24 protein-coding genes are annotated in these 25,137 nt (G+C 64.1%); 10 read left to right on the forward strand and 14 right to left on the reverse strand.

What is annotated here, in order from left to right; genetic code table 11:
* Nucleotides 1-40 precede the first annotated feature (40 nt).
* Entirely contained in the window at nucleotides 41-1,384 is a 1,344-nt protein-coding gene (locus B9Y70_RS01015) for a DNA polymerase (protein ID WP_143337442.1), read from the reverse strand.
* A 169-nt stretch (nucleotides 1,385-1,553) separates the two neighbouring features.
* Between B9Y70_RS01015 and B9Y70_RS01020 the strand changes: the two genes are divergently transcribed.
* On the forward strand, nucleotides 1,554-2,792 hold the full coding sequence (locus B9Y70_RS01020; protein ID WP_085548389.1) for an IS256 family transposase: 1,239 nt from the start codon (nucleotides 1,554-1,556) through the stop codon (nucleotides 2,790-2,792).
* 54 nt (nucleotides 2,793-2,846) lie between these two features.
* On the opposite strand, the gene B9Y70_RS12560 is transcribed toward B9Y70_RS01020, so the two are convergent.
* From B9Y70_RS12560 to B9Y70_RS01025, 4 genes are all read right to left on the reverse strand, one after another.
* Nucleotides 2,847-3,329 (reverse strand): 3'-5' exonuclease family protein, encoded by a 483-nt coding sequence (locus B9Y70_RS12560; protein ID WP_143337444.1) that lies wholly within the window; start codon nucleotides 3,327-3,329, stop codon nucleotides 2,847-2,849.
* On the reverse strand, nucleotides 3,316-5,874 hold the full coding sequence (locus B9Y70_RS12565; protein ID WP_143337446.1) for a hypothetical protein: 2,559 nt from the start codon (nucleotides 5,872-5,874) through the stop codon (nucleotides 3,316-3,318). The genes B9Y70_RS12560 and B9Y70_RS12565 overlap by 14 nt, the downstream gene beginning before the upstream one ends.
* Entirely contained in the window at nucleotides 5,871-6,179 is a 309-nt protein-coding gene (locus B9Y70_RS13195) for a helix-turn-helix domain-containing protein (RefSeq protein ID WP_420838418.1), read from the reverse strand. Before B9Y70_RS13195 ends, B9Y70_RS12565 begins: the two co-directional genes overlap by 4 nt.
* 634 nt (nucleotides 6,180-6,813) lie before the next feature.
* Nucleotides 6,814-8,304, reverse strand: a complete 1,491-nt coding sequence (locus B9Y70_RS01025; RefSeq protein WP_159449758.1) for a recombinase family protein — start codon at nucleotides 8,302-8,304, stop codon at nucleotides 6,814-6,816.
* 52 nt (nucleotides 8,305-8,356) lie between these two features.
* On the opposite strand from B9Y70_RS01025, the gene B9Y70_RS01030 reads away from it, so the two are divergent.
* Genes B9Y70_RS01030 through B9Y70_RS01050 form a run of 5 tightly spaced genes read left to right on the forward strand, consistent with a single transcriptional unit; the run spans nucleotide 8,357 to nucleotide 11,523 of the window.
* On the forward strand, nucleotides 8,357-9,343 hold the full coding sequence (locus B9Y70_RS01030; RefSeq protein ID WP_240309078.1) for a ComEC/Rec2 family competence protein: 987 nt from the start codon (nucleotides 8,357-8,359) through the stop codon (nucleotides 9,341-9,343).
* A gap of 10 nt (nucleotides 9,344-9,353) precedes the next feature.
* Nucleotides 9,354-9,539: a hypothetical protein gene (locus B9Y70_RS01035; RefSeq protein WP_143337449.1), complete on the forward strand. Its 186-nt coding sequence runs from the start codon at nucleotides 9,354-9,356 to the stop codon at nucleotides 9,537-9,539.
* Nucleotides 9,536-10,480, forward strand: a complete 945-nt coding sequence (holA, locus tag B9Y70_RS01040; protein ID WP_085548392.1) for a DNA polymerase III subunit delta — start codon at nucleotides 9,536-9,538, stop codon at nucleotides 10,478-10,480. Before B9Y70_RS01035 ends, holA begins: the two co-directional genes overlap by 4 nt.
* Before the next feature lie 9 nt (nucleotides 10,481-10,489).
* Nucleotides 10,490-10,879, forward strand: coding sequence for an ankyrin repeat domain-containing protein (locus B9Y70_RS01045; RefSeq protein ID WP_085548393.1), 390 nt, complete (start codon nucleotides 10,490-10,492; stop codon nucleotides 10,877-10,879).
* Entirely contained in the window at nucleotides 10,876-11,523 is a 648-nt protein-coding gene (locus B9Y70_RS01050) for a LysE family translocator (RefSeq protein WP_085548394.1), read from the forward strand. Before B9Y70_RS01045 ends, B9Y70_RS01050 begins: the two co-directional genes overlap by 4 nt.
* Nucleotides 11,524-11,579: 56 nt before the next feature.
* Here the strand turns inward: B9Y70_RS01050 and rpsT are convergent, their stop codons facing one another.
* Nucleotides 11,580-11,843: a 30S ribosomal protein S20 gene (gene rpsT / locus B9Y70_RS01055; RefSeq protein ID WP_085548395.1), complete on the reverse strand. Its 264-nt coding sequence runs from the start codon at nucleotides 11,841-11,843 to the stop codon at nucleotides 11,580-11,582.
* Nucleotides 11,844-12,040: 197 nt separating this feature from the next.
* Nucleotides 12,041-12,634, reverse strand: coding sequence for a type II toxin-antitoxin system PemK/MazF family toxin (locus B9Y70_RS01060; protein WP_085548396.1), 594 nt, complete (start codon nucleotides 12,632-12,634; stop codon nucleotides 12,041-12,043).
* 131 nt (nucleotides 12,635-12,765) lie between these two features.
* On the opposite strand from B9Y70_RS01060, the gene lepA reads away from it, so the two are divergent.
* The 3 genes from lepA (at nucleotide 12,766) to B9Y70_RS01070 (ending at nucleotide 15,846) form a co-directional block, all read left to right on the forward strand.
* The gene (lepA, locus tag B9Y70_RS01065) at nucleotides 12,766-14,613 is read left to right on the forward strand and encodes a translation elongation factor 4 (protein ID WP_085548397.1); all 1,848 of its coding nucleotides are present in this window, start codon (nucleotides 12,766-12,768) and stop codon (nucleotides 14,611-14,613) included.
* A 65-nt stretch (nucleotides 14,614-14,678) separates the two neighbouring features.
* Complete coding sequence (locus B9Y70_RS12570) at nucleotides 14,679-15,131, forward strand: hypothetical protein (protein WP_143337451.1); 453 nt, start codon at nucleotides 14,679-14,681, stop codon at nucleotides 15,129-15,131.
* Nucleotides 15,055-15,846, forward strand: a complete 792-nt coding sequence (locus B9Y70_RS01070) for a pentapeptide repeat-containing protein (protein ID WP_159449759.1) — start codon at nucleotides 15,055-15,057, stop codon at nucleotides 15,844-15,846. Before B9Y70_RS12570 ends, B9Y70_RS01070 begins: the two co-directional genes overlap by 77 nt.
* Nucleotides 15,847-15,970: 124 nt before the next feature.
* Here the strand turns inward: B9Y70_RS01070 and B9Y70_RS01075 are convergent, their stop codons facing one another.
* The gene (locus B9Y70_RS01075) at nucleotides 15,971-17,560 is read right to left on the reverse strand and encodes a 4-hydroxyphenylacetate 3-hydroxylase family protein (protein WP_085548399.1); all 1,590 of its coding nucleotides are present in this window, start codon (nucleotides 17,558-17,560) and stop codon (nucleotides 15,971-15,973) included.
* Nucleotides 17,561-17,582: 22 nt separating this feature from the next.
* Nucleotides 17,583-18,146, reverse strand: coding sequence for a flavin reductase family protein (locus tag B9Y70_RS01080; protein ID WP_085548400.1), 564 nt, complete (start codon nucleotides 18,144-18,146; stop codon nucleotides 17,583-17,585).
* Nucleotides 18,147-18,284: 138 nt separating this feature from the next.
* On the opposite strand from B9Y70_RS01080, the gene B9Y70_RS01085 reads away from it, so the two are divergent.
* Nucleotides 18,285-19,214, forward strand: a complete 930-nt coding sequence (locus B9Y70_RS01085) for an AraC family transcriptional regulator (protein WP_275886728.1) — start codon at nucleotides 18,285-18,287, stop codon at nucleotides 19,212-19,214.
* Nucleotides 19,215-19,334: 120 nt separating this feature from the next.
* Here the strand turns inward: B9Y70_RS01085 and B9Y70_RS01090 are convergent, their stop codons facing one another.
* The 5 genes from B9Y70_RS01090 to B9Y70_RS01110 form a co-directional block, all read right to left on the reverse strand.
* Nucleotides 19,335-20,294 (reverse strand): alpha/beta hydrolase, encoded by a 960-nt coding sequence (locus B9Y70_RS01090; RefSeq protein WP_240309079.1) that lies wholly within the window; start codon nucleotides 20,292-20,294, stop codon nucleotides 19,335-19,337.
* Nucleotides 20,295-20,302: 8 nt separating this feature from the next.
* Complete coding sequence (locus B9Y70_RS01095) at nucleotides 20,303-21,472, reverse strand: alpha/beta hydrolase (RefSeq protein ID WP_085548403.1); 1,170 nt, start codon at nucleotides 21,470-21,472, stop codon at nucleotides 20,303-20,305.
* Nucleotides 21,473-21,511: 39 nt separating this feature from the next.
* Nucleotides 21,512-22,216 (reverse strand): YoaK family protein, encoded by a 705-nt coding sequence (locus tag B9Y70_RS01100; RefSeq protein ID WP_085548404.1) that lies wholly within the window; start codon nucleotides 22,214-22,216, stop codon nucleotides 21,512-21,514.
* Between the two features lie 31 nt (nucleotides 22,217-22,247).
* Complete coding sequence (locus B9Y70_RS01105; RefSeq protein ID WP_085548405.1) at nucleotides 22,248-23,198, reverse strand: hypothetical protein; 951 nt, start codon at nucleotides 23,196-23,198, stop codon at nucleotides 22,248-22,250.
* Between the two features lie 84 nt (nucleotides 23,199-23,282).
* Nucleotides 23,283-25,136, reverse strand: a complete 1,854-nt coding sequence (locus B9Y70_RS01110; protein WP_240309080.1) for a BCCT family transporter — start codon at nucleotides 25,134-25,136, stop codon at nucleotides 23,283-23,285.
* Nucleotide 25,137 lies beyond the last annotated feature (1 nt).

Raw genomic sequence — 25,137 nt, forward strand, 5'->3', positions numbered from 1 at the left:
TTGCAGGGCGGTGCCCGAGTACGGAAAGTGAACATGGCTATCACAGCTCCTCGTGCCACGTGCATTCGGGGTCGTCACAGGAGTCTTGCTGCCGATGCTCCCAAGCCGTTTCCGGCCACGGCACTTCATCGCGATAGCAGTCTGCCCAGTCACGGCCTGGTGCAGACAGCCCAGCTCGAACCGGCACCGTCGAACCCGAAGAGACCGAAAAATCGAACTGGAGAGCATCCAGTAGTGCAGTGCTGGCCTCATCTATCCGATCGCGCGGGACGCTGAGTACTACCTCGTCATGCACGATCAATCGCAGACGGGATGCTAACCAATTCGGAAGCCTCAGGATGCCGTCCATCATCAGATCCCGAGCTGTGCCCTGGCCCATAGCTGCCGGAGCCTGAGTCCATTCCCGGCCCGGTTCAATACGCACTGTCCGTCCGTGCGGAGTGCGTAAGACCTGCTTTCTTCCAGCTTCTTCTCTGATAACCCGCTTGTATGACGCGAGTGCTGGGAACTGCATGTCTAAGCGTCCCAGCAACCGTTTCGCTTCGTTTTCATCAATCCCGGCTGCCTTGGAGAGGCCCAGAGCCCCCATGCCGTATGTCGTAGCGTGGACGACGACCTTGGCTTCGGAACGGCGTGGGTGATGGCCCGCGCGGTCCCATTCGTGAGCGCCAAAGAGAGCTTCCGCCATCGCCGAGTGGTAATCCTCTCCTTCAGCGAATGCTCGGATGTACCCCGGATCACCCGAAAGCACCGCCATCGCTCGAGCATCAATCTGGGAGAGGTCAGCAGCTATAAGCACCTCGTCGTCCGTGTCGGGAAGAATGAGCGCACGCTCCAGTACAAGCTGGCGCTCTCGCTTGCCCATCGTTGTCAGACCCGGTTTCGTGACACTGATGCGTCCGGTAGCCTGGTCTGCCCGGATGGCAGGATGTACACGATCGTGAGAGACATGCTTGAGTACCGTTTCTGCAAATGTCCGCTGGCGTCCCACCTTCTGCAATACATCCACCAGCTCGTTCACACCCGTGTTGCCGGGATGATGTTCCACAAGTTGACTCAATGCCTCCTGATTCAGGGCTAGAGCCCCCTTTTTTGTGCGAGGAGGGTCGACACCAAGGCGTTGGAAAGTTGCTGCGATGGCGGCCTTGCCAGCCGCCTGTAGGTGAGGAGCCTTGCCTCGTAGCGGCACGCCCGCGATGTCACGAAGTCTCTGGAAGTCGCGATCCAGGAGTCGTCGCTGGGCCTCGATCCTCTGCTCTGCAGCATCGATATCAACTCGGAGGCCACTTCTCTCGATCTGGCCGACACGCCACATCACGGTGTGCTCTCGACGGGCATAGCCATCAATGCGCAATTTTGCGGCAATCTGGCGCGTTAATTCCACGTCTTGGGCTGCGTAAGCGCGGTAACGGTCATCGTTGGTGGGGATGGCATGGTTGCGTCCTTTAGCGTGGTGTATCTGTAACTGCCGGTGACGACCTCATGAATGCACGAGGCGACCACCGCAGTACCTTTCGAATCAACTCCTACATCTCCTCGAAAGGGACACCACGATGGCCGCTGGCCCCCATTCTATCGACCCCACCACCTATCTCGACGACCTGCTGTCTCAAGCCTCTCCGGACCTGATGAGACAGATGCTGCAGAACTTCATCAACCAGATCCTGTCCACCCAGGCCGACCAGATCTGCGGTGCCGAATACGCCACCACATCCGAGTCCCGCACCAACGTCCGCAACGGCTACCGCCACCGAGACCTCGACACCCGGGTCGGCACCGTCGATGTCGCCGTGCCGAAGCTGCGGACTGGGTCCTTCTTCCCGGACTGGCTGCTGGAACGACGCACCCGGGCCGAACGTGCCCTGACCACCGTGATCGCCACCTGCTACCTCAAAGGCGTCTCCACCCGCAGGATGAACGACCTGGTCGCCAGCCTGGGGATCAACAACCTGTCGAAGTCCCAGGTCTCAGAGATGGCCAAGGATCTTGATCAAATGGTGGAGGACTTCCGGACCCGCCCGTTGGATTCCGGCCCGTATCTGTATGTTTCCTGCGACGCATTGACGATGAAGGTCCGTGAAGGCGGGCGCGTGGTCAAGACCTCCGTTCTGCTGGCCACCGGAGTCAACGCCGAAGGCTACCGGGAACTACTCGGTATGCAGGTCGCCACCTCGGAGTCGGTCGCCTCCTGGACCGGTTTCTTCCGCGATCTCAAGGCCCGGGGCCTGGACCAGGTGTACCTGGTCACCAGCGACGCGCACCTGGGAATCCAGCACGCCATCGGCGACGTTCTGCCGAACTCCTCGTGGCAACGGTGCCGCACGCACTTCGCTAAGAACCTCTCCGGGCTGGTGCCCAAGACCCAGTGGCCGACATTGTCGGCGATGTTCCAGACGATCTTCCAGCAACCTGACGCCCAGGCTGTGTGGGATCAGGCACGGGAGGTGGTGGGCTTCTGTGAGCAGAAGTTCCCGCATGTCGCGGACTACCTCGAGGAGTCCCTCGACGAGCTGCTGGCTTTCACCCACGCCCCGAAGGCGGTGTGGACGAAGGTGTGGTCGAACAACCCGACCGAAAGGCTCAACCGGGAGATCCGCCGGCGCACCGACGTCGTCGGGATCTTCCCCGACCGCGACGCCGTGATCCGCCTCGTCGGTGCCGTGTTGGCTGAGCAGCACGATGATTGGATCCAGCAGAAGCGCTACATGTCGCTGACGGCCCTGGAACAGACGAAGACCATGATGAACGCCAACGTCATCGACGCCAGGGAATCCACTCAGGAGGTTGCATGAGCCCGCGTCAGCATCGAGCTCGTGATGGTCCCTGACACCACCAGAGCTTCTCTTTTATCGAAAGGCAGAAACACCACTTCCGTGGACTTGACCGATGGCATCGTAGCCACCGTATTCTTCTGCCAGACTCTTCAGGAGCGTGTCATCGGCATCCTCCAGCTTGCTTTTACCCACCAGGCGAGCGCCTAATGAACCCAGGGAATAACGTCCGCCGTCCACACCACCCGCTCTCGGGGGGTCGCACTGGCGTGCTGCAAGTAGGGTGTCCAGTACTTTGTTGGCTGCCACCAGTGATTCAACGTCCAGGGCGTGGTAGCGCTCCAAAGCAGGTAAGTCGAAGCCCAAAATATTGTGTCCCACGATGAATCGCGCCTGCTCCAACTGGGTCAAGAGCTTGCCGATGTCGTCAGTCACCGTGATAGGTCCGTCGTTCCACGCCCACGCTGCCAATCGAATAAATCCCGGACCGTACGTGTGCAGCTGATCGGCATTCGCAGTCTCCAGGTCAAAATAAAGAACACCGCTACCCATCGTCATCTCCTCCTAACTGGGTAATGGAAGGGCCATCAATTTCAGGCATCACCCGCAGGTGATCTGTCACCACACCGGTGTGGGGGTTCTTGACCCGCATGATTTCCGGAGCTGCGGGGGCTGCTGGAGGGGCAGGTGCGGTGGTGGACAGCGGGGTTTGTGATATCGAGGCGAGCGTCTCTACTCGCCAGGCGCGCGCATTACCGTGCGCTTTGCCGTCTGCGACGATTCGGATTCCGTCGAACCAGCGACCCTTTAGCTGGTGCCAGACTCGTCCCAGACTGCGGGCATCAAGGTCATCCCAGCTCTTGCCGTAGGGGGCAGGGCCGTCTGGATCGGCCGTGCGTGCCAGGAGGATCTCCTTCGCTGTGAAGCGACCTCGCTGTCCTGCAGTTGTTTTGGCCACCCACGCTAAATGCTCCGCATTATCGACTACCTCAGAGTCCGCTTCCCGGCGTACCTTAAGAACAGTGCCCAGAAAGTCTGGGAATCCGCCCAGGTGGAGGACGCCCCCGACGATCCTTTGCCAGTCTTCGAAGCCGACAAATCCGAAACTCTGCGGTGCTTCAGGTTGGCCCCTGTCATACCAAGCCCGGATCATAGTCAGTGCTGCTGAGAGAAGCTGCCGACGCTGGTTGCGTACCCACTGAAGCGAATACCGGAAATTATCCCGTTCGTCGAGGTCAGGGCGGTCGGAGGAAAGTCGGACGGTGAAAACACGTCGAGCCATATCTCCAGGAACTGTGCAGTTGTTCCCTGTAGCTACCCACACGGCGCGTTGAGTAAGCCGTACCATTTCTGACCGCCCCAGGACACGGCCACTCCACATAGGTGCAGTAAGCGCAGCGGTCAAAGCCGCGCTTCCGAGGCGACTTTCCCCCTTGTTCATAACTTCGTCTAGAACTACCAGGGAGTTGCCAGCCATTAAATCCGACGTGATACGCTTCTCCACTTCTTCATCCTTCGCCGGCATGGCGGTCATGGCTGCCGGACCACCATAAACGACCTCATGCACAACTTGGACAAGGTAGCCTTTGCCGACTCCTCGTTGGACTCCATCGAGGAGGGCCAGCGGCACTGTCGGTACGGAGGACCGAATAAGGGCGGTTAGTAGCAGCGCGACTGCATGCGTTCTGTCACTCTCAGAGGCGAAGACCCATCCATCAAAACCGTCGGTTCCGTCCAATTCGAAAAGCTGATCTCGGATAAGCGACGCAGCTGCGATCACTTCATCGTCCGTGGGGTGGTCAGGTACACGGAGACCATGAATATCGGCGCTCAGGCTGACCAAAGTCCGGGTTTTAGGATCGAAGCCCGTCTCGGTAACCACCGTGCCGTCTGCCCGTACAACAGGCGCAGTGGAAATACGGTCGATGCGTGGCAGGTCGGCGGTAGCGTGCCCACGCACGAGCCCAAGTAGGTCCCGGTGAATGCCACTGGCGATCTTCGGGTTGCCCTCTCTGTCGAGGACCAGTGGACGTACAGCCGACAGAACCCGTCGATGTAGGCCGTCCCGGTCAAGGGCGCGCAGCATCAAACCCTCGTCGGATTTATACGCCTCCACGGGGAGATCGCCACGCAGAAAGACCTCTCGGCCACCCTGTTTCTCAACCAGGGCCCTAGCCAGGCCCTGAGAAACGTTATGCCAGTCACCATCGACAACAACGTCGAGTCGTTCGCTATCAGCACTAGAGGCGAGCATACGAACTGCATCTTTCGTGCGCTGTCGCTTCCGCATCTTCGCGAGGGCTTCTTTAGAGAGTGCTGCAGGGACTGCGGATGCCTCCTGCACCCACTTGGCAAGCTCTGTTCGTCGCTCCTCTGGACTCGGAATCGACGCGAGCACGTCGTCAAGACCCTGGTTGCTGGTGCCGGGGATGTGGACGAAGGATGTGCTGGTGGCCCCCGCTGCCAAGGCTGCCTCTCCTAAGGCAGCGGCTCCGTCATATACGCGGATATTGGAAGCAGCGTCCGCATCGGGAAAAATCACTACCCGGCGTCCAGCTACTACTCGGCGAAGGTGGGGCGTGGGCGCCCCGTTTACGCGCCACCCCTCGATACCAGTGATGCGTAAGATCATCACATCGTCAGGAGCGTATGTCAGCGCAGCAAGGCACTGCTTGCAGCCCTCTACGATCCAGACATCACCACTTCCGTATCGCACAATGGGGAGCTGTGGGGGAGATCCGACCCCCTTTTTCGGACCGATGTATTTGAGTGGTCGGCCGTCTTTGGCCTTGATGACTCCGGGCCGCGGCTTGACCTGCCAGGTCTTGGTACCGTCAATTTCCTGCATAGGAAAAACGATCGCTGGCAGGCCCCCGCGATCAGCGATCCACTCCGCACCCGCTGGCAGATCCGAGACGCGCAGCGCGGAGTACACGCCGGCGGTAGCGGCTGCACTGGGAGAGATAGCGCTAGCCATCAGCTCGAGGGCATGCTCAGAGATCAGGGTAGAAAAGTCCGAAACTGATGCGGTACCATCGTGGGTGGAGTTGCCCTCTGCAGTGCCCTCGACGTTGCCCGCGTCGAGGGTTATTTTTTTGGTCATGCCGGTGCACCGCCTCGCAGAATCGAGACTATTTCAGCTGCAAGTGTCGGTGAGACGGGCGGGGCAGTGGCTGCCACTTCCTTGGCCCAGGCACGTACCTGTTCGGGAGTGTAAGCACGACGCTTGTCACTAAGTAAATGTGCTACATCGTCGAGGTCGACCATGTAAGCGCGGCGGGGGCCTTCCTTAGTGGCAGGTAGGCGGCCAGTGCGTACATGCCTACGTAGCGTGTCGACGGAGACACGGTGAATGGTGGAAGCCTCGGAGAGGGGTACCCGCGAAGTTATCAGGGGCGAATGGGACATGAAAAAATGCCTCGCAAGATCCTCGCATGACAAAAAGAGTCTATGCGTAGAGTTCTTGACGAGGCGATCGCCTCACAGCGCAGTCCAAACCCGCTATCTACGTCGCATGCGACGGGAGCTGTGAAACGTGCGTCTTCGGTGACGCTACCGCTCGGGAAGTGACACTGCCGTAGCAGGTGTCATCAACACTGGCCGTTACCATTGCTTAAGCCGCTGCCTAGTTTACTGTCTACCCTGTCAATCTGCAACGAATGCTAGGGAATGTGACACGGGGGGATCGTGGGCCCGTGGGGGGGCCTAAATAGCTATCCCCCCGCCCTGAGAAGCTCTCTACCAGGGGAAGTGAGGGCCCTGGGGGGATTGGGGGGATTGGGGGGATGTATTTGGAGACCTCCCACGACGGGGAGCTCCATCTTTTTGCTACCTCTAGGGCAGGGAAGTGCCTGCTCCTATCTATAGGCCGGGGGTGCGCTCTCCGATCCCCCCAATCCCCCCAGTCCCTCCGCGGTCAACGTTTGCGCAGGTCCGCGCAGGTGCTGGCCAGGGGGGGGGCTTCTCTAGATGTGCGGAAGTCCCCCCAGCAGAGTTTCGATCCCCCCGTGCAGTCTCCCGCTGGATCTACTGTCAGCCCTTATTATCGCCAGTGGAGTCGCACTCGATCGGGACGAGGGCCTTTGCGCCCTCGTGTACCTGGAGTGGCTCTGCCTACCACAGGTACTACTAGCATCCTTATTACCCGTCGCTGGTCCTCCAGGCTTAGCGCTTCCCAGTGCACTCGGATGTTTTCGGCTTCCGCAAGTTCCTTTACCACTGGATCCAGGCTGGTGAGCTCCTTTGCCCTTTCTTGGAGTTCAGAGATTTTCGGCTTGACCCGGCGTTCCTGGTCGAAGAGGAGGTCTAGATCTCGCTCATCTAGCGCGCGCTCGCGCACTTTTTCGAGCCATGCCTGAAGCTCGGCGATCTCTGCAAGAAGGGCTTCCCGCTCTTCTTCTCGGACCCGGTCCCCCTCGCCGAGTGCGGGAAGAAAATCCGGGCGCTCCAGTCTGGCCAGGATTGCCTCAGTCACCAGGAGATCCAGGTGCTCCTCCTTCATGGATACGTGGAATCCGGACGTCCCGTTGGGGCCTTTACACAGGTAGGTGAGGTAGGTATCCCGGTCTTTGGTGGGGATGAGGTTGCCGTTTTTGTCCTTGTTCCGGCCGGCGTATTGCTTGTTGGTGAGCATGGCAGACCCACATACTCCGCAGGTGGCGATTCCCGATAGGAGATGCCGGGCAGTGGTGTCTCCAGTCCTGGTCTTACGTTTGGGATCAAGAAATATTGTTTGTACCTTTTCCCAGTCCTCGTGATTGATCAGCCCGTCCCAGGCAGCGGGTCCGACCACCTCGCCCTGGTGAACGCGCAGGCCCGCGTAAGCGGGATTCTTTAGTACCTGCTTGATTGATTGCGTGATCCATCCCTGGCCTTCACGACGTGGATTTCGCACTGGTCGACGGGTGGGAATGCCCCTCTTGTTGAGGCTTTGTGCGATGGCGTAGAGGGAGTCCCCGGCCAGCGTCCTCTGGTAGATCTCCTGCACGATCGGAGCTTGCTCCGGGTGAGGGTCGATGCTGATCAACTCTCGATTGGGGCCGTAGGTACGGGTATATCCGTACAGGAGTTTCCCGTGTGGTTGGCCTCGATCGGCCATGGCTCGCATCGATCTCTGCACGCGCTCTGATGTTCGTGCTGCCTCGTCCTCAGCCATGAGCATATCCAGGCCCGTCCGGAATCGATCCGACCTATCCCGCAGGTCGTAGAGGGTGCCGCTGTAACCCCACCTGACACCGTGCGCCGCGCATGCCTCACGCAGCTGGCCGTAGACGGCCAGGTCTCGGGTGGCCCGCGATGCCTCCCAAGTTAGGACAGCATCGACCCGCCGCTCCTTGATCGCGTCCATGACCTCATCCCAAGCATGTCTGGCTTTGCGGGCGTATCGGGAGGCGGAACCGGTTTCTTGGACAATCTCAGCGACTGTCCAATTCTCGCGTTCCGCCCATTGAGTCGTTTCGTGGATCTGTTCCGCCACGGAGCGTCCTTGAGCCGACTTATCGTGGGAGACTCGGGCGTAGATGAGCACGTTCATACCTGCTAGGATAGCTGTGACACCTAAGCTCCAAACAATCAGCGGGGCGAACGTGGCCATCGTGACGTCCTTCGCCGTCATCACGTGCCGTCTACTCACCCTCGGGCCCCGCGCACAGGTGGCGGCGGCGGTCGGGGCCCTGCTCGGCTTCGTCGGACTGGTCGGCACGGAGCCGAGCGTCCTCCGGGCCTCGGTAACCGGGCTCGTGGGCCTGCTCGCGGTGCTCGGATCCACGCGCCTGGAGCCGATCCACGGCCTGTGCCTGGCGGTCATCGGTCTCATCCTGTGGGACTCCGACCTGGCCGTCTCCTACGGCTTCGCCCTGTCCGTGGCCGCCACGGCCGGGATCATCGCCCTGCACCCGCTGCTGTTCCGTCCCCTCGCCCGCACCCGCCTACCGGAGATCGTCGCCCGGGCGTTGGCGGTGGCGGTCAGCGCGGACATCGTCACCCTGCCCATCATCGCCCTCATGGCTGGCGAGGTCTCGGTGGTGTCCGTCCTGGCGAATGTCCTCGTCGCCCCCGCCGTCGCGCCCGTCACGGTGCTCGGACTCATCGCCGCCGGGCTCTCCCTGCTCCCCGGACCGCTGGCCTGGCTACCCCTCACGCTGCTGGAACCCTGCACGTGGTGGATCCACACCGTGGCTACGTGGTGCGCGGGCCTGCCGGTTTCCACCGTGCAGGCCGAGCCGGTGTGGGTGCTCATCGCCTACGGGTGGATCATTGCCGGCATCGTCGCGGGTCACCCGGTCAAGACGGTCGCCGTCCTGCTGGCCTGGTGGATCTACGCCGCGGACGTCACCCGCCCGCCCCCGGAGATCCCGCTCGACACCCTGCAGGTGCACGTCGTCGAGAAGCTCGAGGAGGTCGACAGCGCCCCACCCGGCACCCAGGTCATCATCGTCCGTGATCCCGCCGGCAGCCCCGCTCAGCGACCCACCGTCACCCGCGACGGCGTCCCCGTGCTCTTCCCGGACCGCGACGGCGAGGTGACCCTCCACCCGGACGGCACCCAACATGCCCGCGACGGGAGGTTCTAGAGTGGTGGGCATGGAGAAATCGCGGTGGTTCCAGGTGAGCATGTTCATCGCCGGTACCGTGGTTGTCGTCCACAGCCTCGTGTCGCTTGTCGCCGGGGATCCACCCTGGTGGGAAGTCGCCCTGAAGGTGTACATGATCGCCCTCGGTTCCTGGGCGGCACAGCATTCTGCCCGGACCCTCAGGAGAACAGCATGACCCTAGCCCCCGTGCACCTCATCCTCGGCGAGGAGGACTTCATCGGTGAGCGCATCCGCCGCGCCATCCTCGACGAGCTGCGTGCCGACGCCCCGGACCTCGAGCTCACCGTCATGCGCGCCAACGAGGTCAGCGGTCCCGAGCTCATCGACGCCACCTCGCCGTCCCTGTTCGGCGAGGACCGGGCCGTGATCATCACCCACACGGAGGTGGCCGGCAAGGAACCCAACGAGCTGCTGCTGGCGACGTGCAGGGACGTCGCGCCGGGCATCACGATCATCATCCACCACACCGGCGGCGGCCGACAGAAGTCGATGGTGGCGAAGTACCGGAAGCTCGCCCAGGTCCACGAGGCGAACCCCCTCAAGCCGAAGGACCGCACGGGGTGGGTGACCAACGAGTTCCGGAGCCACGGTGTGCGCCCCACCCCGGACGTCATCCACGCCCTGCTCGAAGGCGTGGGGTCCGACCTGCGCGAGCTCGCGTCCGCCGTGTCCCAGCTGGTCGCGGACACGGACGGGGAGGTGACCGTCGAGACCGTCCGTTCCTACTACGAGGGTGTGGCGGAGGTGTCCGGCTTCGACATCGCCGACCTCGCGGTCAACGGGCAGACCGCCCGCGCGGTCGCGAGCTGCCGCCGGGCACTGCAGCTCGGTATGCACCCCGTCGCCCTGGCCACCGCGCTCAGCATGAAGGTCGCGGGTATCGCGCGGCTGTACTCCACCCGCACGACCAACTACAACGCCCTCGCCGGCCAGGTGGGCATGTCCCCGTGGATCGCGGAGAAGACCGCCAAGGTGGCCCGCCGCTGGACAGGGGACAACGTCTCCCGGGCGGTCATCCTCATGGCGGAGCTCGACGCCGAGGTCAAGGGCCAGGGCGGCGACCCGGAGTTCGCCATCGAGCACGCCGTGCGGCGCGTGTCGGAGTTGGCGGGTTAGAGTCAGTACATGACCGAGATTCCTGACGACGTGCGCGAGCTCGCCACGCGACTGTTCGACATGGCCCGCAACGGTGACGAGGCCCTCATCGAGTACTTCGACAACGGGGTCAGCCCCGACCTGGCCAACCAGGACGGCAACACCCTCCTCATGCTCGCCGCCTACGCCGGCCACACGACCATCGTGCAGGCGCTGGTGGAGCGCGGCGCTGACGTCGACAAGCAGAACGACCGCGGCCAGACCCCGCTGGCCGGTGCCGTGTTCAAGAAGTACGACGAGGTCGTCGATGTGCTTGTCGCCGCCGGCGCGGACCCGCACGCCGGTGCCCCCTCGGCCGTGGAGACCGCCAAGCTCTTCCAGATGCATGATGCACTGGTGCGCCTCGGCGTCGAAAAGTGAGCCTCGCGCAGTGGGCTGCGCTGTTCGTCCTCAACATCGCCGGGGCCGCGTCCCCCGGGCCTGACATCCTGCTGATCACCCGCACGGCGATCCGCTCGCGTCGGCACGCGGTGGCCACCGTCCTGGGAATCCAGGTCGGGGTGCTGTTCTGGTGCACCCTCACGGTCCTCGGCTTCGCTGCGCTGCTCAACGCGTTCCCGGCGGTGCTCGGTTTCCTGCAGCTCATCGGTGGTGCCTGGCTCGTGTGGATGGGCTACGGCATGCTGTCCGGGGGCCTGAGCGAGCGGAAGAACCCGCCCGCCGACCTCGAGGAGGCCGCCGCCCGGCTCGGCAGGCTGCGTCACGCCTTCGCCCACGGGCTGACGACGAACCTGTCCAACCCGAAGATCGTCCTGTTCCTCTCCGCGCTCATCGCCCCGCTGCTGCCGGCGTCGCCGTCGGTGGGCCTGGCGATCGGCGTCGTGGCGATGCTGTCGGTCTCCTCTGTGGTCCTGCAGCTGGGTATGGCGCTGCTCGTGTCCACCCCGACGATGCGCCGCAAGCTGCTGCGCGCCGGGCCGATGATCGACGTCGTCTCCGGCATCTTCTTCATCGTCGCCGGCCTCGTGCTCGTGTTCAACGGTGTCGAGGACCTGCAGGCGTAGCGTCGACAAGCAAAAAACCCGGTCCGAGGACCGGGTTCAGTGCTTGGGAAGTTCCTTTAGCCGAGCTTGTTGAAGGCCAGGGCCATGGAGGACTTCTTGTTGGCGGCGTTGTTGCGGTGGAACACGCCCTTGGTCACAGCCTTGTCCAGAGCGCGGGAAGCGGTGCGCAGCTGAGCCTCGGCAGCAGCCTTGTCGCCGGCCTCGATGGTCTCGCGGAACTTGCGGATCTCGGTGCGGACGGCGGAGCGGACAGCCTGGTTGCGGACGCGCGCCTTCTCGTTGGTGATGTTGCGCTTCATCTGGGACTTGATGTTTGCCATGAAGATACCTCTTGGTCTCGTGAGAAATGGTGTCGGTAACCCACCAGCGGACATGTCCCGTGAGCCGCTGACCTGCAGCGATCACTCGGCGTCGGTGTTCGAAGAACGGACCCAAGGTCCTGCCCGTCCCGACCGGCGCGCCCGGAAGTGAATAACAGGCGGAATACTACCAGCCGACCCCCGCAGAACCCAAAACCCTATCCCCAGCGGTAGGTGGTGCGCAGGCGGTTGGCGATGCGCTCGAAACGCCGTTGCGGGAACAGCGCGCCCTGGCGGCGCACGCCCTGCTCGGACACCTCGAGCACGCGGTCGAGGCGGATCCAGCACTGGCGGCCGGAGGCGTCCCACTCGCCGGCGCCGATGTCGAGCCACGCCTCGGCTCCCTCGTGGCGGGGGTTGGGGGAGATGAGCAGGCCGAGGATGGTGTGGCGGTCGCGGCCGATGACGAGCATGGCGCGTTCGCGGGGCGGCATGTCGGGGCCGTCGGAGGGGGCCCAGATCCACACGACCTCGCCGGGCTCGGCCTGGCCGTCCATGTCGGGGGCGTAGTAGATGTTGCGGCTCATGCGCTCGGTGGCCTCGACGCGGATGGCGGAGGCGGCGGCGCGGACGGCTTCGGGGCGGAAGTCCGTCTGCAGGCCGAGGCGTTCGTTGATGCGGGAGAGCCCGGAGTCGAGCGGGGAGGCGGTCGGCCCGATGAAGGCCTGCCGGACGCGGTCGAGGAACGAGGGGCGGGTGGTGCCGGGTACGGCGGGATGGTGTACTCCGCGACCGTTGCCGTTGGTGCCCATGGTTCCTCCCTGCTGGTTCTTATGTCGTCCCAGTGTAATGCCGTCCGGCGGAGGGAATCCAGGTCACTTAAGTATTGGGTGCACGTTGGGTAGAGTGGGGGAGTCATACCAGAAGGGAACCTCCACCACACATGCCGAAGAACTTCGCGGAGCAGACGTTCACCGATCCGGCCCGGATCCGTAACTTCTGCATCATCGCCCACATCGACCACGGTAAGTCGACGCTGGCTGACCGCATCCTGCAGCTCTCCAACGTCGTCGAGGCGCGCGACATGCGTGACCAGTATCTCGACAACATGGACATCGAGCGCGAGCGTGGCATCACCATCAAGGCGCAGAACGTGCGTCTGCCGTGGGTTCCGCAGTCGGGTGAGTTCGCGGGCCAGGAGATCGTCATGCAGATGATCGACACCCCGGGCCACGTCGACTTCACCTACGAGGTCTCCCGCGCGCTGGAGGCGTGTGAGGGTGCGATCCTGCTGGTTGACGCGGCGCAGGGCATCGAGGCCCAGACCCTGGCCAACCTCTACATGGCGATGGACAAGGACCTGGAGATCATCCCGGTCCTCAACAAGATCGACCTGCCGGCGGCGGACCCGGAGAAGTACTCCCTCGAGGTCGCCAACATCATCGGCTGCGAGCCGGAGGACGTGCTGCGCGTGTCCGGCAAGACGGGCCAGGGTGTGCCGGAGCTGCTGGACAAGGTGGCGGAGCTCATCCCGGCCCCGACCTCGGAGCACGGCGCGGACGCCCCCGCGCGCGCCATGATCTTCGACTCGGTCTACGACACCTACCGCGGCGTGGTCACCTACATCCGCATGATGGACGGCAAGCTCACCCCGCGTCAGCGCCTCAAGATGATGTCCACCGGCGCGAACCACGAGCTGCTGGAGATCGGCATCGTCTCGCCCACGCCGAAGAAGTGCGCGGGCCTGGGCCCGGGCGAGGTCGGTTACCTCATCACCGGCGTGAAGGACGTGCGCCAGTCGAAGGTCGGTGACACCGTCACCTGGGCGGAGAAGGGCGCCGAGGAGCCGCTGCAGGGCTACGCCGAGCCCAAGCCGATGGTCTACTCCGGTCTGTTCCCCATCTCCCAGGCCGATTTTCCGGCGCTGCGCGAGGCCCTGGAGAAGCTGCAGCTCAACGACGCCTCCCTGACGTGGGAGCCGGAGACCTCCGTGGCCCTGGGCTTCGGTTTCCGCTGCGGCTTCCTCGGCCTGCTGCACATGGAGATCACCCGCGACCGCCTGGAGCGCGAGTTCGACCTCGACCTCATCTCCACGTCCCCGTCGGTGGACTACCGCGTCATCGCCGAGGACGGCACCGAGCACCACGTGCACAACCCCTCGGACTGGCCGGGCGGCAAGCTGCAGGAGGTCTACGAGCCGATCGTCAACGTCACCATCATCGTGCCGAGCGAGTTCGTCGGTTCCACCATGGAGCTGTGCCAGTCCAAGCGCGGCGAGATGAAGAACATGGACTACCTGTCGGAGGACCGCGTCGAGCTGCGCTACCTCATGCCGCTGGGTGAGATCATCTTCGACTTCTTCGACATGCTCAAGTCCCGCACCAAGGGGTATGCCTCCCTCAACTACGAGGAGGCCGGCGAGCAGGCCGCGGACCTGGTCAAGGTGGACATCCTCCTGCAGGGTGAGCCGGTCGACGCCTTCTCGGCGATCGTCCACAAGGACAACGCCCAGTGGTACGGCAACAAGATGACGGTGAAGCTCAAGGAGCTCATCCCGCGCCAGCAGTTCGAGGTGCCCGTCCAGGCCGCCATCGGCTCCAAGGTCATCGCGCGTGAGAACATCCGTGCCCTGCGCAAGGACGTCCTGGCCAAGTGCTACGGCGGTGACATCTCCCGTAAGCGCAAGCTCCTGGAGAAGCAGAAGGCCGGTAAGAAGCGCATGAAGAACATCGGTTCCGTCTCCGTGCCGCAGGAGGCCTTCGTCGCGGCACTGTCGACCGACGGCGAGTAGGCGCTAGTCTGTTGATGCCCGTTGCTAATTGTTGCGGGCGGCTTTGGCGGACATGGGAGCGCGACGTGCAGAAGAGATCGATTAAGAGTTATTGGTGGCTCCCATTGCCGTTGGTTGTAGCGACGGTGTTGGGCGCGCTAGTGTGGGTGGTTTCAGTAAAGGTTTTTGATGCCTCCCAATTCTGGCACTACGCTGCAGTTCCCTACGGAACAGTTTTGACGGGTGTACTTGCTCTGACCGCCGCTGCGCTCGCCTATTCTGGCGTAATGGCTCAGGTTGCAAGACTTGCCGACCAGCTTAAACTCGAACGTATCAAGCATGAATCCGAGCAGGAAAACGAAGCCATCAGGCGATTGAGTGCCAAGTTTGAATCCGCGCTCATCAGCGTATCGTCCGAGAATCACGTGAGAGTGCTTGGGGGGGGTGAGCACTTTCTTTTCCGTGTTGAACGACTGGGATACTCTGTCTCCACCCAACGCTACTTCCGAAGCGCAGAACATTATCAATATCTTAATTGAGATCGTTAATGTCAATATCAAAAAGCTTGAACTTGTCGACCTAGATTTGCTTGCACTGGCTGACGGAAAGAATCAGGAAGTCTGGGAGTCGGTTGGGATCATCCGAGCTATTTTGGGTGGCCTGTGCCGAGGGGTACATTCTTCATCGGATCCGGAACTAATCTTCCAAGTGAATAGCTTCTGGTCGGCTGAAAAGTTCTCCGGAGCGTTTTCTGGTCAGGCAGACAAAGAACCTTCGGGGGGTATCCCTGTTACTGCTTCTCTAAGAGACGTCAATTTAGCCATCTTAACTAACTTTCCGGATTTCTCTTTCCGAGATCTTCACCTGGTGGGAGCGGATCTTACCTATTTTACTCCCGGCGTCGATTTCTCGGGTTCGAATTTGGCTGGGGCGATAGTGAGTCACCCGCGTGCGTGGACCATTAGTGAGCCTGTGGATCCCAATAGGGAGCTTGTAGATTTGTCAGGTTCCCAATTTGTCTTTGCTAACCTATCTGCAGCCCTCATTGTTGAGGCCAATATCAATGGCGTCGACTTCTCGGGCGCCGACTTGACGCGCGCCATGTTTGATCAAGGATGCTGGGGGAAGAAGGTGCGCGTGAACCAACAGACAATTTGGATGGACGGCGAGGTGGCGACTGAAGGAAAAGTTGATGGGTTTGGACGAGAACGGCTGAAGTTTGAATGGTCTAGGGGCATGCTTCGTCGCCTTTGAGTGAGAAGAACTTGCTCTTGCTTGGGTCCTCTTTGCGTGCTTATCGCTGCCCCGCAATGACGGACAGCGACTGACACGATGCTTGTCGACGCCCCGCAGCTCGGGGGCGTCGACAAGCGTCTTTCTACTTCTTCCCGTAGGCGTAGACGTCCGCTCCGGAGATCATGTCGGGGACGGTCCAGCCATCGAGGTCGTACTCGGACATGAACTGCTCGGCGAAGCCGCGCATCTCGGCGGCCGAGCCGCGGTTGTTGGCGGCGAGCAGCAGCTCACGCTTGACGTTCTCGTGGTTGCCGGAGTAGTTGCGCTCGTAGAGCTCGTGGCGGCCGCCGAACTCGGAGCCGATGGAGTCCCACAGAGCCTTCATCACCTTGACGCGGTCGACGGCGGTGATGCCGTCGGAGCCGCGGACGTACTTGTCCAGGTAGGGGCGGATCTCGGGGGTCTGGAAGTCGACGGAGGAGCTGGGCAGGTAGATGAGGCCGGAGGCGACGTCCTGCTCGATGATCTCCTTGATGCGCGGGTAGCCCTGGATCATGAACATGCGGTAGGTCAGGCCGTACTCGAGCTTGGGCAGGAGGGTGCCGTTCTTCCACTCCTCGGGATCCCGGGCCATGGATTCAGTGAGTGACCAGAAGAGGTTGCGCCAGCCGAGGACCTCGCCGACGCGGGTCTCCACGCCGCGGAAACCGCCGGAGCCGGTGGCGTCGAGGGCCTTCATGAGCAGGCCGGCGATGAAGTCGAGCTTGACGGCCAGGCGGGTGCAGCCCTGGAAGGTGAAGCGGGGGAGGAAGCCGGACTGGGGGAAGAAGGCGTTGATCTTCTCGACGTCGCCGTACATGAAGACGTTCTCCCAGGGGACGAGCACCTTGTCGAAGATGAAGATGGCGTCGTTCTCGTCCATGCGGCTCGACAGCGGGTAGTCGAAGGGGGTACCGGTGACGGCGGCGTTCTGCGCGTAGGAGGCGCGGGAGATGAGCTTGATGCCGGGGGCGTCCATGGGGACGGTGCAGATGAGGGCGAACTGCTTCTTCTTGATGGGCAGCCCGTAGTGGGCGATGAAGTTGTAGTTCGTGATGGCGGAGCCGGTGGCGACGACCTTCGCTCCGGAGACGATGAGGCCGGCGTCGGTCTCCTTCTCCACCTTCATGTACACGTCGCCGACCTCGTCCGGCGGGAGCTGGCGGTCGACGGGCGGGTTGATGATGGCGTGGTTCCAGTAGAGGACCTTCTCCTGGGACTCGCGGTACCAGCGCTCCGCGTTGTCGCCGAAGGGCTCGTAGAGCTCGCGGTTGGCGTGGAGGGTGCCGAGGAAGGAGGCCTTGTAGTCGGGGCTGCGGCCCATCCAGCCGTAGGTGAGCTTCGCCCACGTGGCGATGGCGTCGCGCTCCCGGAGGAGGTCGTCGGTGGTGGTGGGGGCCTTGAAGAATGGCATGGTGACGCCGCCGTTGCCGGTGTCCGTGGGGACGGTGAGCTTGTCGACGTGCTCGCCCTCGTGCATCGCGTCGTAGAGTCGGGCGACCATGCGGATGGAGTTGCGGAACGCCGGGTGGGTGGTGACGTCCTTGACGCGGTCGCCGTGGAGCCAGACCTCGCGGCCGTCGCGGAGGGACTCGATGTACTCGTCGCCGGTCATGGGGCGGGAGGCGTAGTTCTGCTTCTGGTTGGACGGGTGGTCGGCGGCCGGGTTGGCGGTGCCGTCGAAGGTGCTCATGGGTGGTGTCTCCTGGGATTTGTCAGTTGATGGGTCGCAGTTCGGCGGTGGCGCCGAACCAGCCGGTGAGGGGGTCGTCGCCGCTGTGGTTCCACAGGCCGTCGTGGGAGGTGGGACCGATGTCGTGGAAGGTGGAGCGGAAGAAGAGCAGGGGGTCGCGGTCCTCGGCGATCTCGGCGTCGACGATCTCGCCGAGGAAGATGATGTGGTCGCCGCCGTCGAACTGGGCCCACGGCCGGCACCACAGGGTGGCGAGGTTGCCGCACAGCGACGGGGCGACGTCGTGGTCACCCCACCGGATGGGTTCCTCGCGGGGGCGTCCGGCGAAGTGGAGGGCGATGTCGTCCTGGCTGGAGGCGAGGATGTTCACTGCGAAGGTGTTGTCCGCGAGGATGGCGCACGCCTTGGAGGTGCGGGTGAGTGTCACCTGGCACAGGCGTGGTTCCAGGGAGATGGACGTGAAGGCGGTGACCGTGGCTCCGTGCGGGGTGCCGTCCGCGGAGGTGGTGGTGACCACGGTGACACCGCTGGCGAACTGCCCGAAGACGTTGCGGAGTTTCCTGCCCTCGGAAACTGAATCACTCATGGGGGTGTCCTTTCTGTGTTCACTGTGGTTATGATCGGTGTCACATTCAAGAGGGTAGGAAATCTCTCTCACAGTGGACATCCACTGAGCGCACGATTGTCCGCTATACGAATTGATGCAGGTGAAAGAGGGAAACTGATGTACTGCGACACCAGGCCGCGGTCATTTCGGGAACTGTCCCGAGTGACGGAGGAGCACTATTTTCCGCACACCGTGCGGATGGAGTCCCAGGTGCTGCTGCGGGAATGCGGTCTGATCTGCCGGGAACTCGGCGAGGTGTCCCTGGTCCGGCTCAACTGGGGCGCGGCAGTGACCGTGGAGACCGAACACCCCGACGCCTTCGCGGTGAACATCCCTCTCCGCGGTCGGTTGGGTGTCCGCAGCACCCGCGGCCCGGGGCAGGCGGCGACCGGTCAGGCGGTGGTGTGCCCGCCCGACACCCCGGTCTCCTTCCCCCAGTGGGGCGCGGAGGTCACCATGCTCGGTGTCCGGATGGGCGCAGACTACCTGCGCAATCAGCTGGAACTGGCGGGGGTGACCACCGCCAGCACACCGACGGTCATCGACCTGAACAGCGGGGCGGGGCGTGAGTGGCAGGACATCTGCCAGAGCGTCATCGCCGGGGAGGGACACCTGGCGGGCAACCCGCTGTTCCGACGCAACCTCGCCGCGGCGCTCGCCTCCGGTCTGGCGCTGGTCCTCGGTGAGCACGGGCCCACCGGGCCGCGCGCCACCCCGGCGCGGTTACGACGGGCCGTCGACGCCCTCGAATCCGATCCCGCCCGCCCGTGGACGGTGGGGGAGATCGCGCAGGTCGCCGGCTGCAGTGTGCGCACGCTGCAGGGGGATTTCCGGGAGGAGTATGGCGTCGGGCCGGTCGAGTATCTGCGCGGCATCCGTTTGTCGGTCATCCACGATGAGTTGGTCGCCGCGGATCCCCGCACCGGCGTCACCGTCACCGACATCGCCCTGACCTGGGGAGTTTCCCATCTGGGGCGTTTTTCCTCGGCTTATCGGCGCCGCTTCGGGCAGACCCCGAGCGAGACGCTCCGGGAGTTGCCGGAGTAGGCCTGGCTGAAGTGCCGCCGATGACATCCTCGCCGCGGTGCTTTGGGGGTGAGCTGGTGCTGCATGCGGTGATTCCATCCGGTGCGAATTCTCGTGGCCGGCGGCCGGCACGAGGGGCCTCTAGGGTCGGGTCAGCGCGGGCTTGATGTGGTCCCACGCGGGCTGGAGCTCCTGGTTGAACTGGATCCAGTTGTGGGCGCCACCCTCCTTGTAGTGCGCCTCGTGGTGGTCCATGCCGGCGGCCTGCATGGCGTCGTCGAGCTCCCGGGTGCAGGAGAGCACGCCGCGCTCCAGGAGGCCGCCGACGGCGAGGGAGGTGATCTCGTAATTGTCGTAGAAGGCCTGCTCCTCCTCGGTGAAGGTGCCGTCGGCGGCGGAGAGGTACACCGCCTGGTCGGCGAGGCCGGACGGGTCGAGGGCGGCGTCGTGGCGGATCCACTCCTCGGAACCGTAGGGGCCCCACATGTTCTCCAGCACGCCACCGCGGGAGGTGACGACAAAGCTGGCCATCTGGCGACCGACCGGGCTCATGGGGGAGTAGCAGCCGGAGATACCGAAGACACCGTCGAACATGTCCGGGTTCGTGTTGGCGATGTGGACGGCACCGTTGGCGCCCATGGACAGGCCGCCGATGCCACGCTGGCCATTGAAGTTGATGCTGCTGTCCGGGCCCTCGAGAACCCGAGGCAGTTCCTCGGTGAGGAAGGTCTCCCACATGTGCAGACCGAGGGTCGGGTCCTCGTTGACCCAGTCAGAGTAGTTGGAGGCCCGGGCCTGGGTCGGCAGGACGAGGGTGACGTTCTCGTCGGCGAACACCTCGCGGGCGGCGCCGACGCTCAGCCAGCCGTTGCCGCGCGGGGCATCGACACCGTCGAGCATGTAGAGCATCGGGGACTTAACCGAGCCGTCGGCGGCGTGCCAGATCTGCACCTCGACGTTGCGCTTCATGGAGGGGGAGGAGACGACCCAGCGCTCGAGGCGCTGGCTTTCGTCCTGGATCTCGACGAGTTTCACGTCGGTGATCGAGTCGTCGGTCGGCAGCGGATAGTCGTCATCGAACTCGCGCCACTGGTCCGGCAACAGGGGTGTCAGTACAGGGAACTCTTGATCGCGTCCCAGGCCGGCTGCAGCTGCTCGTTGTAGTTCGCCCAGTTGTGCACGCCCGGCCCCTTGTAGTCCACGGCCTGGTGCGTCATGCCCGCATCCCGCATGGCCCGGTCGAGCTTCTCGGTGCAGGAGAGCACACCGCGCTCGAGGACGGAACCGGCGGACATGTTGAAGAAGGGCTCGTCATCGTAGGAGGCGGCATCCTCCTCGGTGAAGGAACCGTCGGCCGCGGACAGGTAGACGGCCATGTCGCGCAGGCCCTCCGGGTCGGCGGCCGTGTCGTGGCGGTCCCACTCGGCGGAGCCGTAGGGGCCCCACATGTTCTCGACGTCGCCGCCGCGGGAACCGACGACGAGGTTGACCATCTGGCGGCCCACATTGTCGTTGGGGGAGTAGCAGCCGGAGATGCCGAAGGTGGCGTCGAAGATCTCCGGGTTGGTGTTGGCGATGTGCACGGCGCCGATGGCACCCATGGACAGGCCACCGATGGCGCTCTTCCCGTTGTGGTTGAGCTCGGTCTCGGCGACGAGCAGCGGGTGCAGCTCCTTCGTGATGAAGGTCTCCCACTTGTTACGGCCCAGTGCCGGGTCGTCCTCGATCCAGTCGGAGTACAGGGAGGCGGCGGCGTGGGTCGGCATGATGAGGGTGGCCTCCTCGTTGCCGAAGACGCGCTCCGCCGCACCGTGGTTGATCCAGCCGGAGTTCGGGGTGGAGCCGCCGATGCCGTCGAGCATGTAGATGAACGGGGCCGCCGCACCGGTCGCGGACTTCTTGATCTGCACCTCGATGACGCGACCCATCGAGGGGGACTTGACGAACCAGCGCTCGACGCGCTCGTCGACACGCTCGACACGCTTATCGACGATCCGCGCGACGTCGTACTCCTCGCCGTACGGCATCGGGTAGCGGTCGTCGCTGGACAGCAGCGGGCCGCCGAGCGGCAGTTCCGAGGAGCCCACGAGCGACAGGGAGCTGAGGAGCCCGTCGAGGGAGGAGCCGGAGGAGGTCGGGTTGGCGTTGGAGCTGATGACCAGATCGCGCAGGGTGGCGTCGGAACCGGCGGGGATCTCGATATCCTGGGCGAGGGCGGGGGCCGGGAGGAGGGCCAGGGAGGTAGCGCCGGCCAGGAGGAGGCGGGTGAGGTTACGCATGGGAGGAAAAGATACACGCGGGTGAATACATTCCTCTAGTCAGAACGGGTCGACGGTGACCTTCACCACGGAACCGACGGCGTGGCGGCGTCCCCACATGCGCCACAGCAGCGACACGACGGTGACCGCCCAGGTGAGCAGCGCCACGACGTAGAGCGCGTTGATGCCCAGCCAGCGGTAGACGACCGCGCCCGTGAAGGCGCCGGCAGTCAGTCCCGCCCACATCTTCAGGTGCCCGAGCCACGCCGCATGGGAGCCGCCGAAGAAGGCGTCGACGAAGCGTTGCCCCATCTTCACCAGCGTGCCCGTCATGTACGTCAGCGGGATGGACACCTCGCCCTCGCGCTCGAAGATCGAGTTCATGGAACCGATACCGAGGGAGGCGACGATGATGGCGGCGCGGGGGGCGTCGACAAGCACGAGCAACGCGGCGACGGTGAACAGGACGCACATGTTGATCATGACGACCTCGCGGACCTGGTCCGGGCGCACGCGGCGTTTCGCCAGGCGGCGGACGAGCGCGCCCTCCATGACGCCGAGGAGGAAGAAGATGACCGCCGAACCGGCCAGCCAGGCGAGATCCGGGTTGCCGTCGACGGCGGCGGTGGCGATGCGCGTGGTGTTGCCCGACATGAAGGACAGGAAGACGCCGCCGAGGAAGATGAAGCCGATGGAGTCGACGAATCCGGCGATGAACGCGAAGCTCACCGCCAGATTCTGCTCACCGGCGGTGTATCGCTGCAACACCGCTCCTTATGTGTGGCTATGTCTGTACTTACGAACCTCCAGCATAGGCGGTGACGGGGGCGGTGTCTCCACGCAGCAGATCCTCGATCTGCTCCGCGACGCGGAAGACGGCGTTCCAGCGGAACTCGACCGGCATCGGCTCCCCCGCGGTGTAGCGGCGATACCAGTCGGTGCGGCGGCTGCGCTGCGGGATCCACAGGCGCTCCAGCGCGATGTAGGCGGCGGCCTCCGACTCGGGCCCGCGCTGCGCGCCCTCCGGTGGCGGGGCGTCCCACAGCTTCTCGACGTACCCCAGGTGGATCTCCGCCAGGCAGCGGGCGATCTCGACGATGACATCACGCCCGATCTCCGGGTGAATCCGCAGGTGGTACCAGGCGTCGTGCTCCGTTATCTCCGGGTGCGGGGACTCGCCCGGCAGGGGATGACGTCCGACGTGGCACCACGACGTCTCGCCGTCGCGGTCATTCTCCCACGTGGCCACGGCGCCGATCTTCCACAGGTTGCCCAGCATCTCGACGCGTCGCATGGGGATCTTCCGGTTCGCCGCCGCCGAGGTGAACGCCGTGTACTCCAGGGAGGGCCGGGTGACGTACCCGAGCCGCTTTCGCCACCCGCCGACCGAATCGCGGTAGTCCGGCAGGTGCACCCCCGGGGGATGCACGCGCCGGGTGTGGGTGGACAGGTAGTGGTCCTCGAAATGGATCCGCTGGTTGCGGCCGGGCTCGTGGGGGACCTCCAGCCGGATGGGCAGGGCATCGTCGACGGGTTCGTACCCGAAGAGCTCCCACTCGAAGGCGGGGCGCAGCTGGAGGCCGTTGACCAGGGTGACCAGGGACCCGAAGTCCTCGAAACGGGGTAGTTCCATGGACTCCGACAGCTGCATGGCGGCGGACACCGCCTGGCTGACGGTCAGGTGGGGCATGGCGCGGACGAGTTCGACGGTGAACTGTTCCGTACGCGCTCTCTGTTTGAGATCCACGACTGCTCACTCCTCTCGCATTGTGTTACCTGCATCACATGTTAGGCCGCACGAGTGAGGAAGTGAAGATAAGCGAAGGGGACGTTACCGCTTTGTGTTGTTGGTGGAGTCGGGCCCGCCGCCGGTCGACTCCGTCCACCCGTCGGCCCACTCACCGGTCTCGTAGTCGTAGTCGACGGCGTTGCCGTCCTCGTCGGTGCGCTGGTACCACTCGGTGACCTTCTCGGAGGTCGAGTCGAAGTCCGCGCCCGCGCCGCGGCCGTCGGGGGAGGGGGCGACGGTGAGCTCGAAATCGTCGCCGTGCTCCTCCAGGCCGCGGACCACCGCATTCTCGACGGCCGTGCGGGCGTAGGTCCGGCGGATCGCCGCCGGGTCGGTGCGCAGGTCCCGGACGAAGGCGACCATCATCGCCAGCAGCACCACGGAGAACGGCAGCGCGATGAGGATGGTGAGGTTCTGCAGCGCGGTGAGGGTGGTCTCGCCGCCGGCGAGCAGCATGACCACCGCGATGCCCATCATGCACAGGCCCCAGAACACGACGACGAGCTTGCTCGGGGAGGGGTTACCGCGCGAGGACATCGTGCCCATGACCACGGAGGCGGAGTCCGCGGAGGTGATGAAGAAGATCGCCAGCACGGCCATGAGCAGGAACGGGGTGATCTGCGCCAGCGGCAGCTGCGCGAACATGTCGAAGAGCACCTGCTGCGGGGAGGCGTTGCCGTCGAAGCCGGCGACCCCCTCCTGGCTGAGGCGCACGGTGGTACCGCCGAAGATGGTGAACGCCAGGATGAGGATGGCGGTCGGAGCCAGCATGGTGACCAGCACGAACTCGCGCAGCGTGCGGCCGCGGGAGATCTTGGCGATGAACATGCCGACGAACGGGGTCCACGCGATCCACCACGCCCAGTAGAACGCGGTCCACCAGCCCTGGAACTCCACCGTCTCCTCGCCCCAGGACAGGGACTTGGAGACCATCGGCAGGAACTCGTCGAGGTACACGGCGACGCCGGAGGGGACGAGGTTGAACAGGAACAGCGTCGGCCCGAGCAGGAAGACGAAGGCCACGAGCCCGAGGGTGAGGGAGATGTTGATGTTGGACAGCCAGCGGATGCCGCGGGCCACGCCCGACACGGCGGAGAGGATGAAGCCCACCGACAGGATGCCGATGATGAGCAGCGCGTTGTTGGCCAGCGGCCCCGCGCCGGAGACGATCTCGACGCCCTGGCCGATCTGCACCGCGGAGAGTCCCAGGGTGGCGGCCGTGCCGAAGAGGGTGGCGATGATGGCCATCATGTCGATGATCTTGCCGACGATACCGTCGGTGCTGCGCGAACCGAACAGTGGCTTGAACACCGAGGAGATGAGGGGCACGCGGCCGCGGCGGTACGAGGAGTACGCGATCGCGCCGCCGACCAGCGCGTACATGGCCCACGGGGTGAGTCCCCAGTGGAAGTGCGCCTGGGCGACGGCCTGGTGGACCGCAGCCGCGGTGCCCGCCTCCACGGTGTGCGGCGGCGGGGAGACGAAGTAGGCGAGCGGCTCGGAGGGGCCGTAGAAGAAGATGCCCACGCCGATGCCCGCGCCGAACATCGTGGCCACCCAGGAGAAACGGCTGTACTCGGGCTCGGCGTCGTCGGTGCCCAGGCGGATGCGCCCCAGGCGGGAGAATCCGATGTAGAGCATGACCACCAGGCCGAGGGCCATGGTGATGTTGAGCAGCCATCCGGCGTTGACGATGGCCCAGTCGAAAGCCGTGGCCGAGGCGTTCGACACCGACCCCGGGGCGAGGACGCCCCAAGCGATGAAGGACACCACGGCCACGGCGGTGACGGTGAAGACGATCCGGTCGAGGTCGAAGCGGTTGCGCTGATCGTCGACGTCGATGCCCCGGACGAGGCCGGGGTGCAGGTCGTGGGGGTATTCGGGCTGGGGTGGCACG

This window comes from Corynebacterium pollutisoli (assembly GCF_900177745.1).
In the GTDB taxonomy this organism is placed as follows: Bacteria; Actinomycetota; Actinomycetes; order Mycobacteriales; family Mycobacteriaceae; genus Corynebacterium; species Corynebacterium pollutisoli.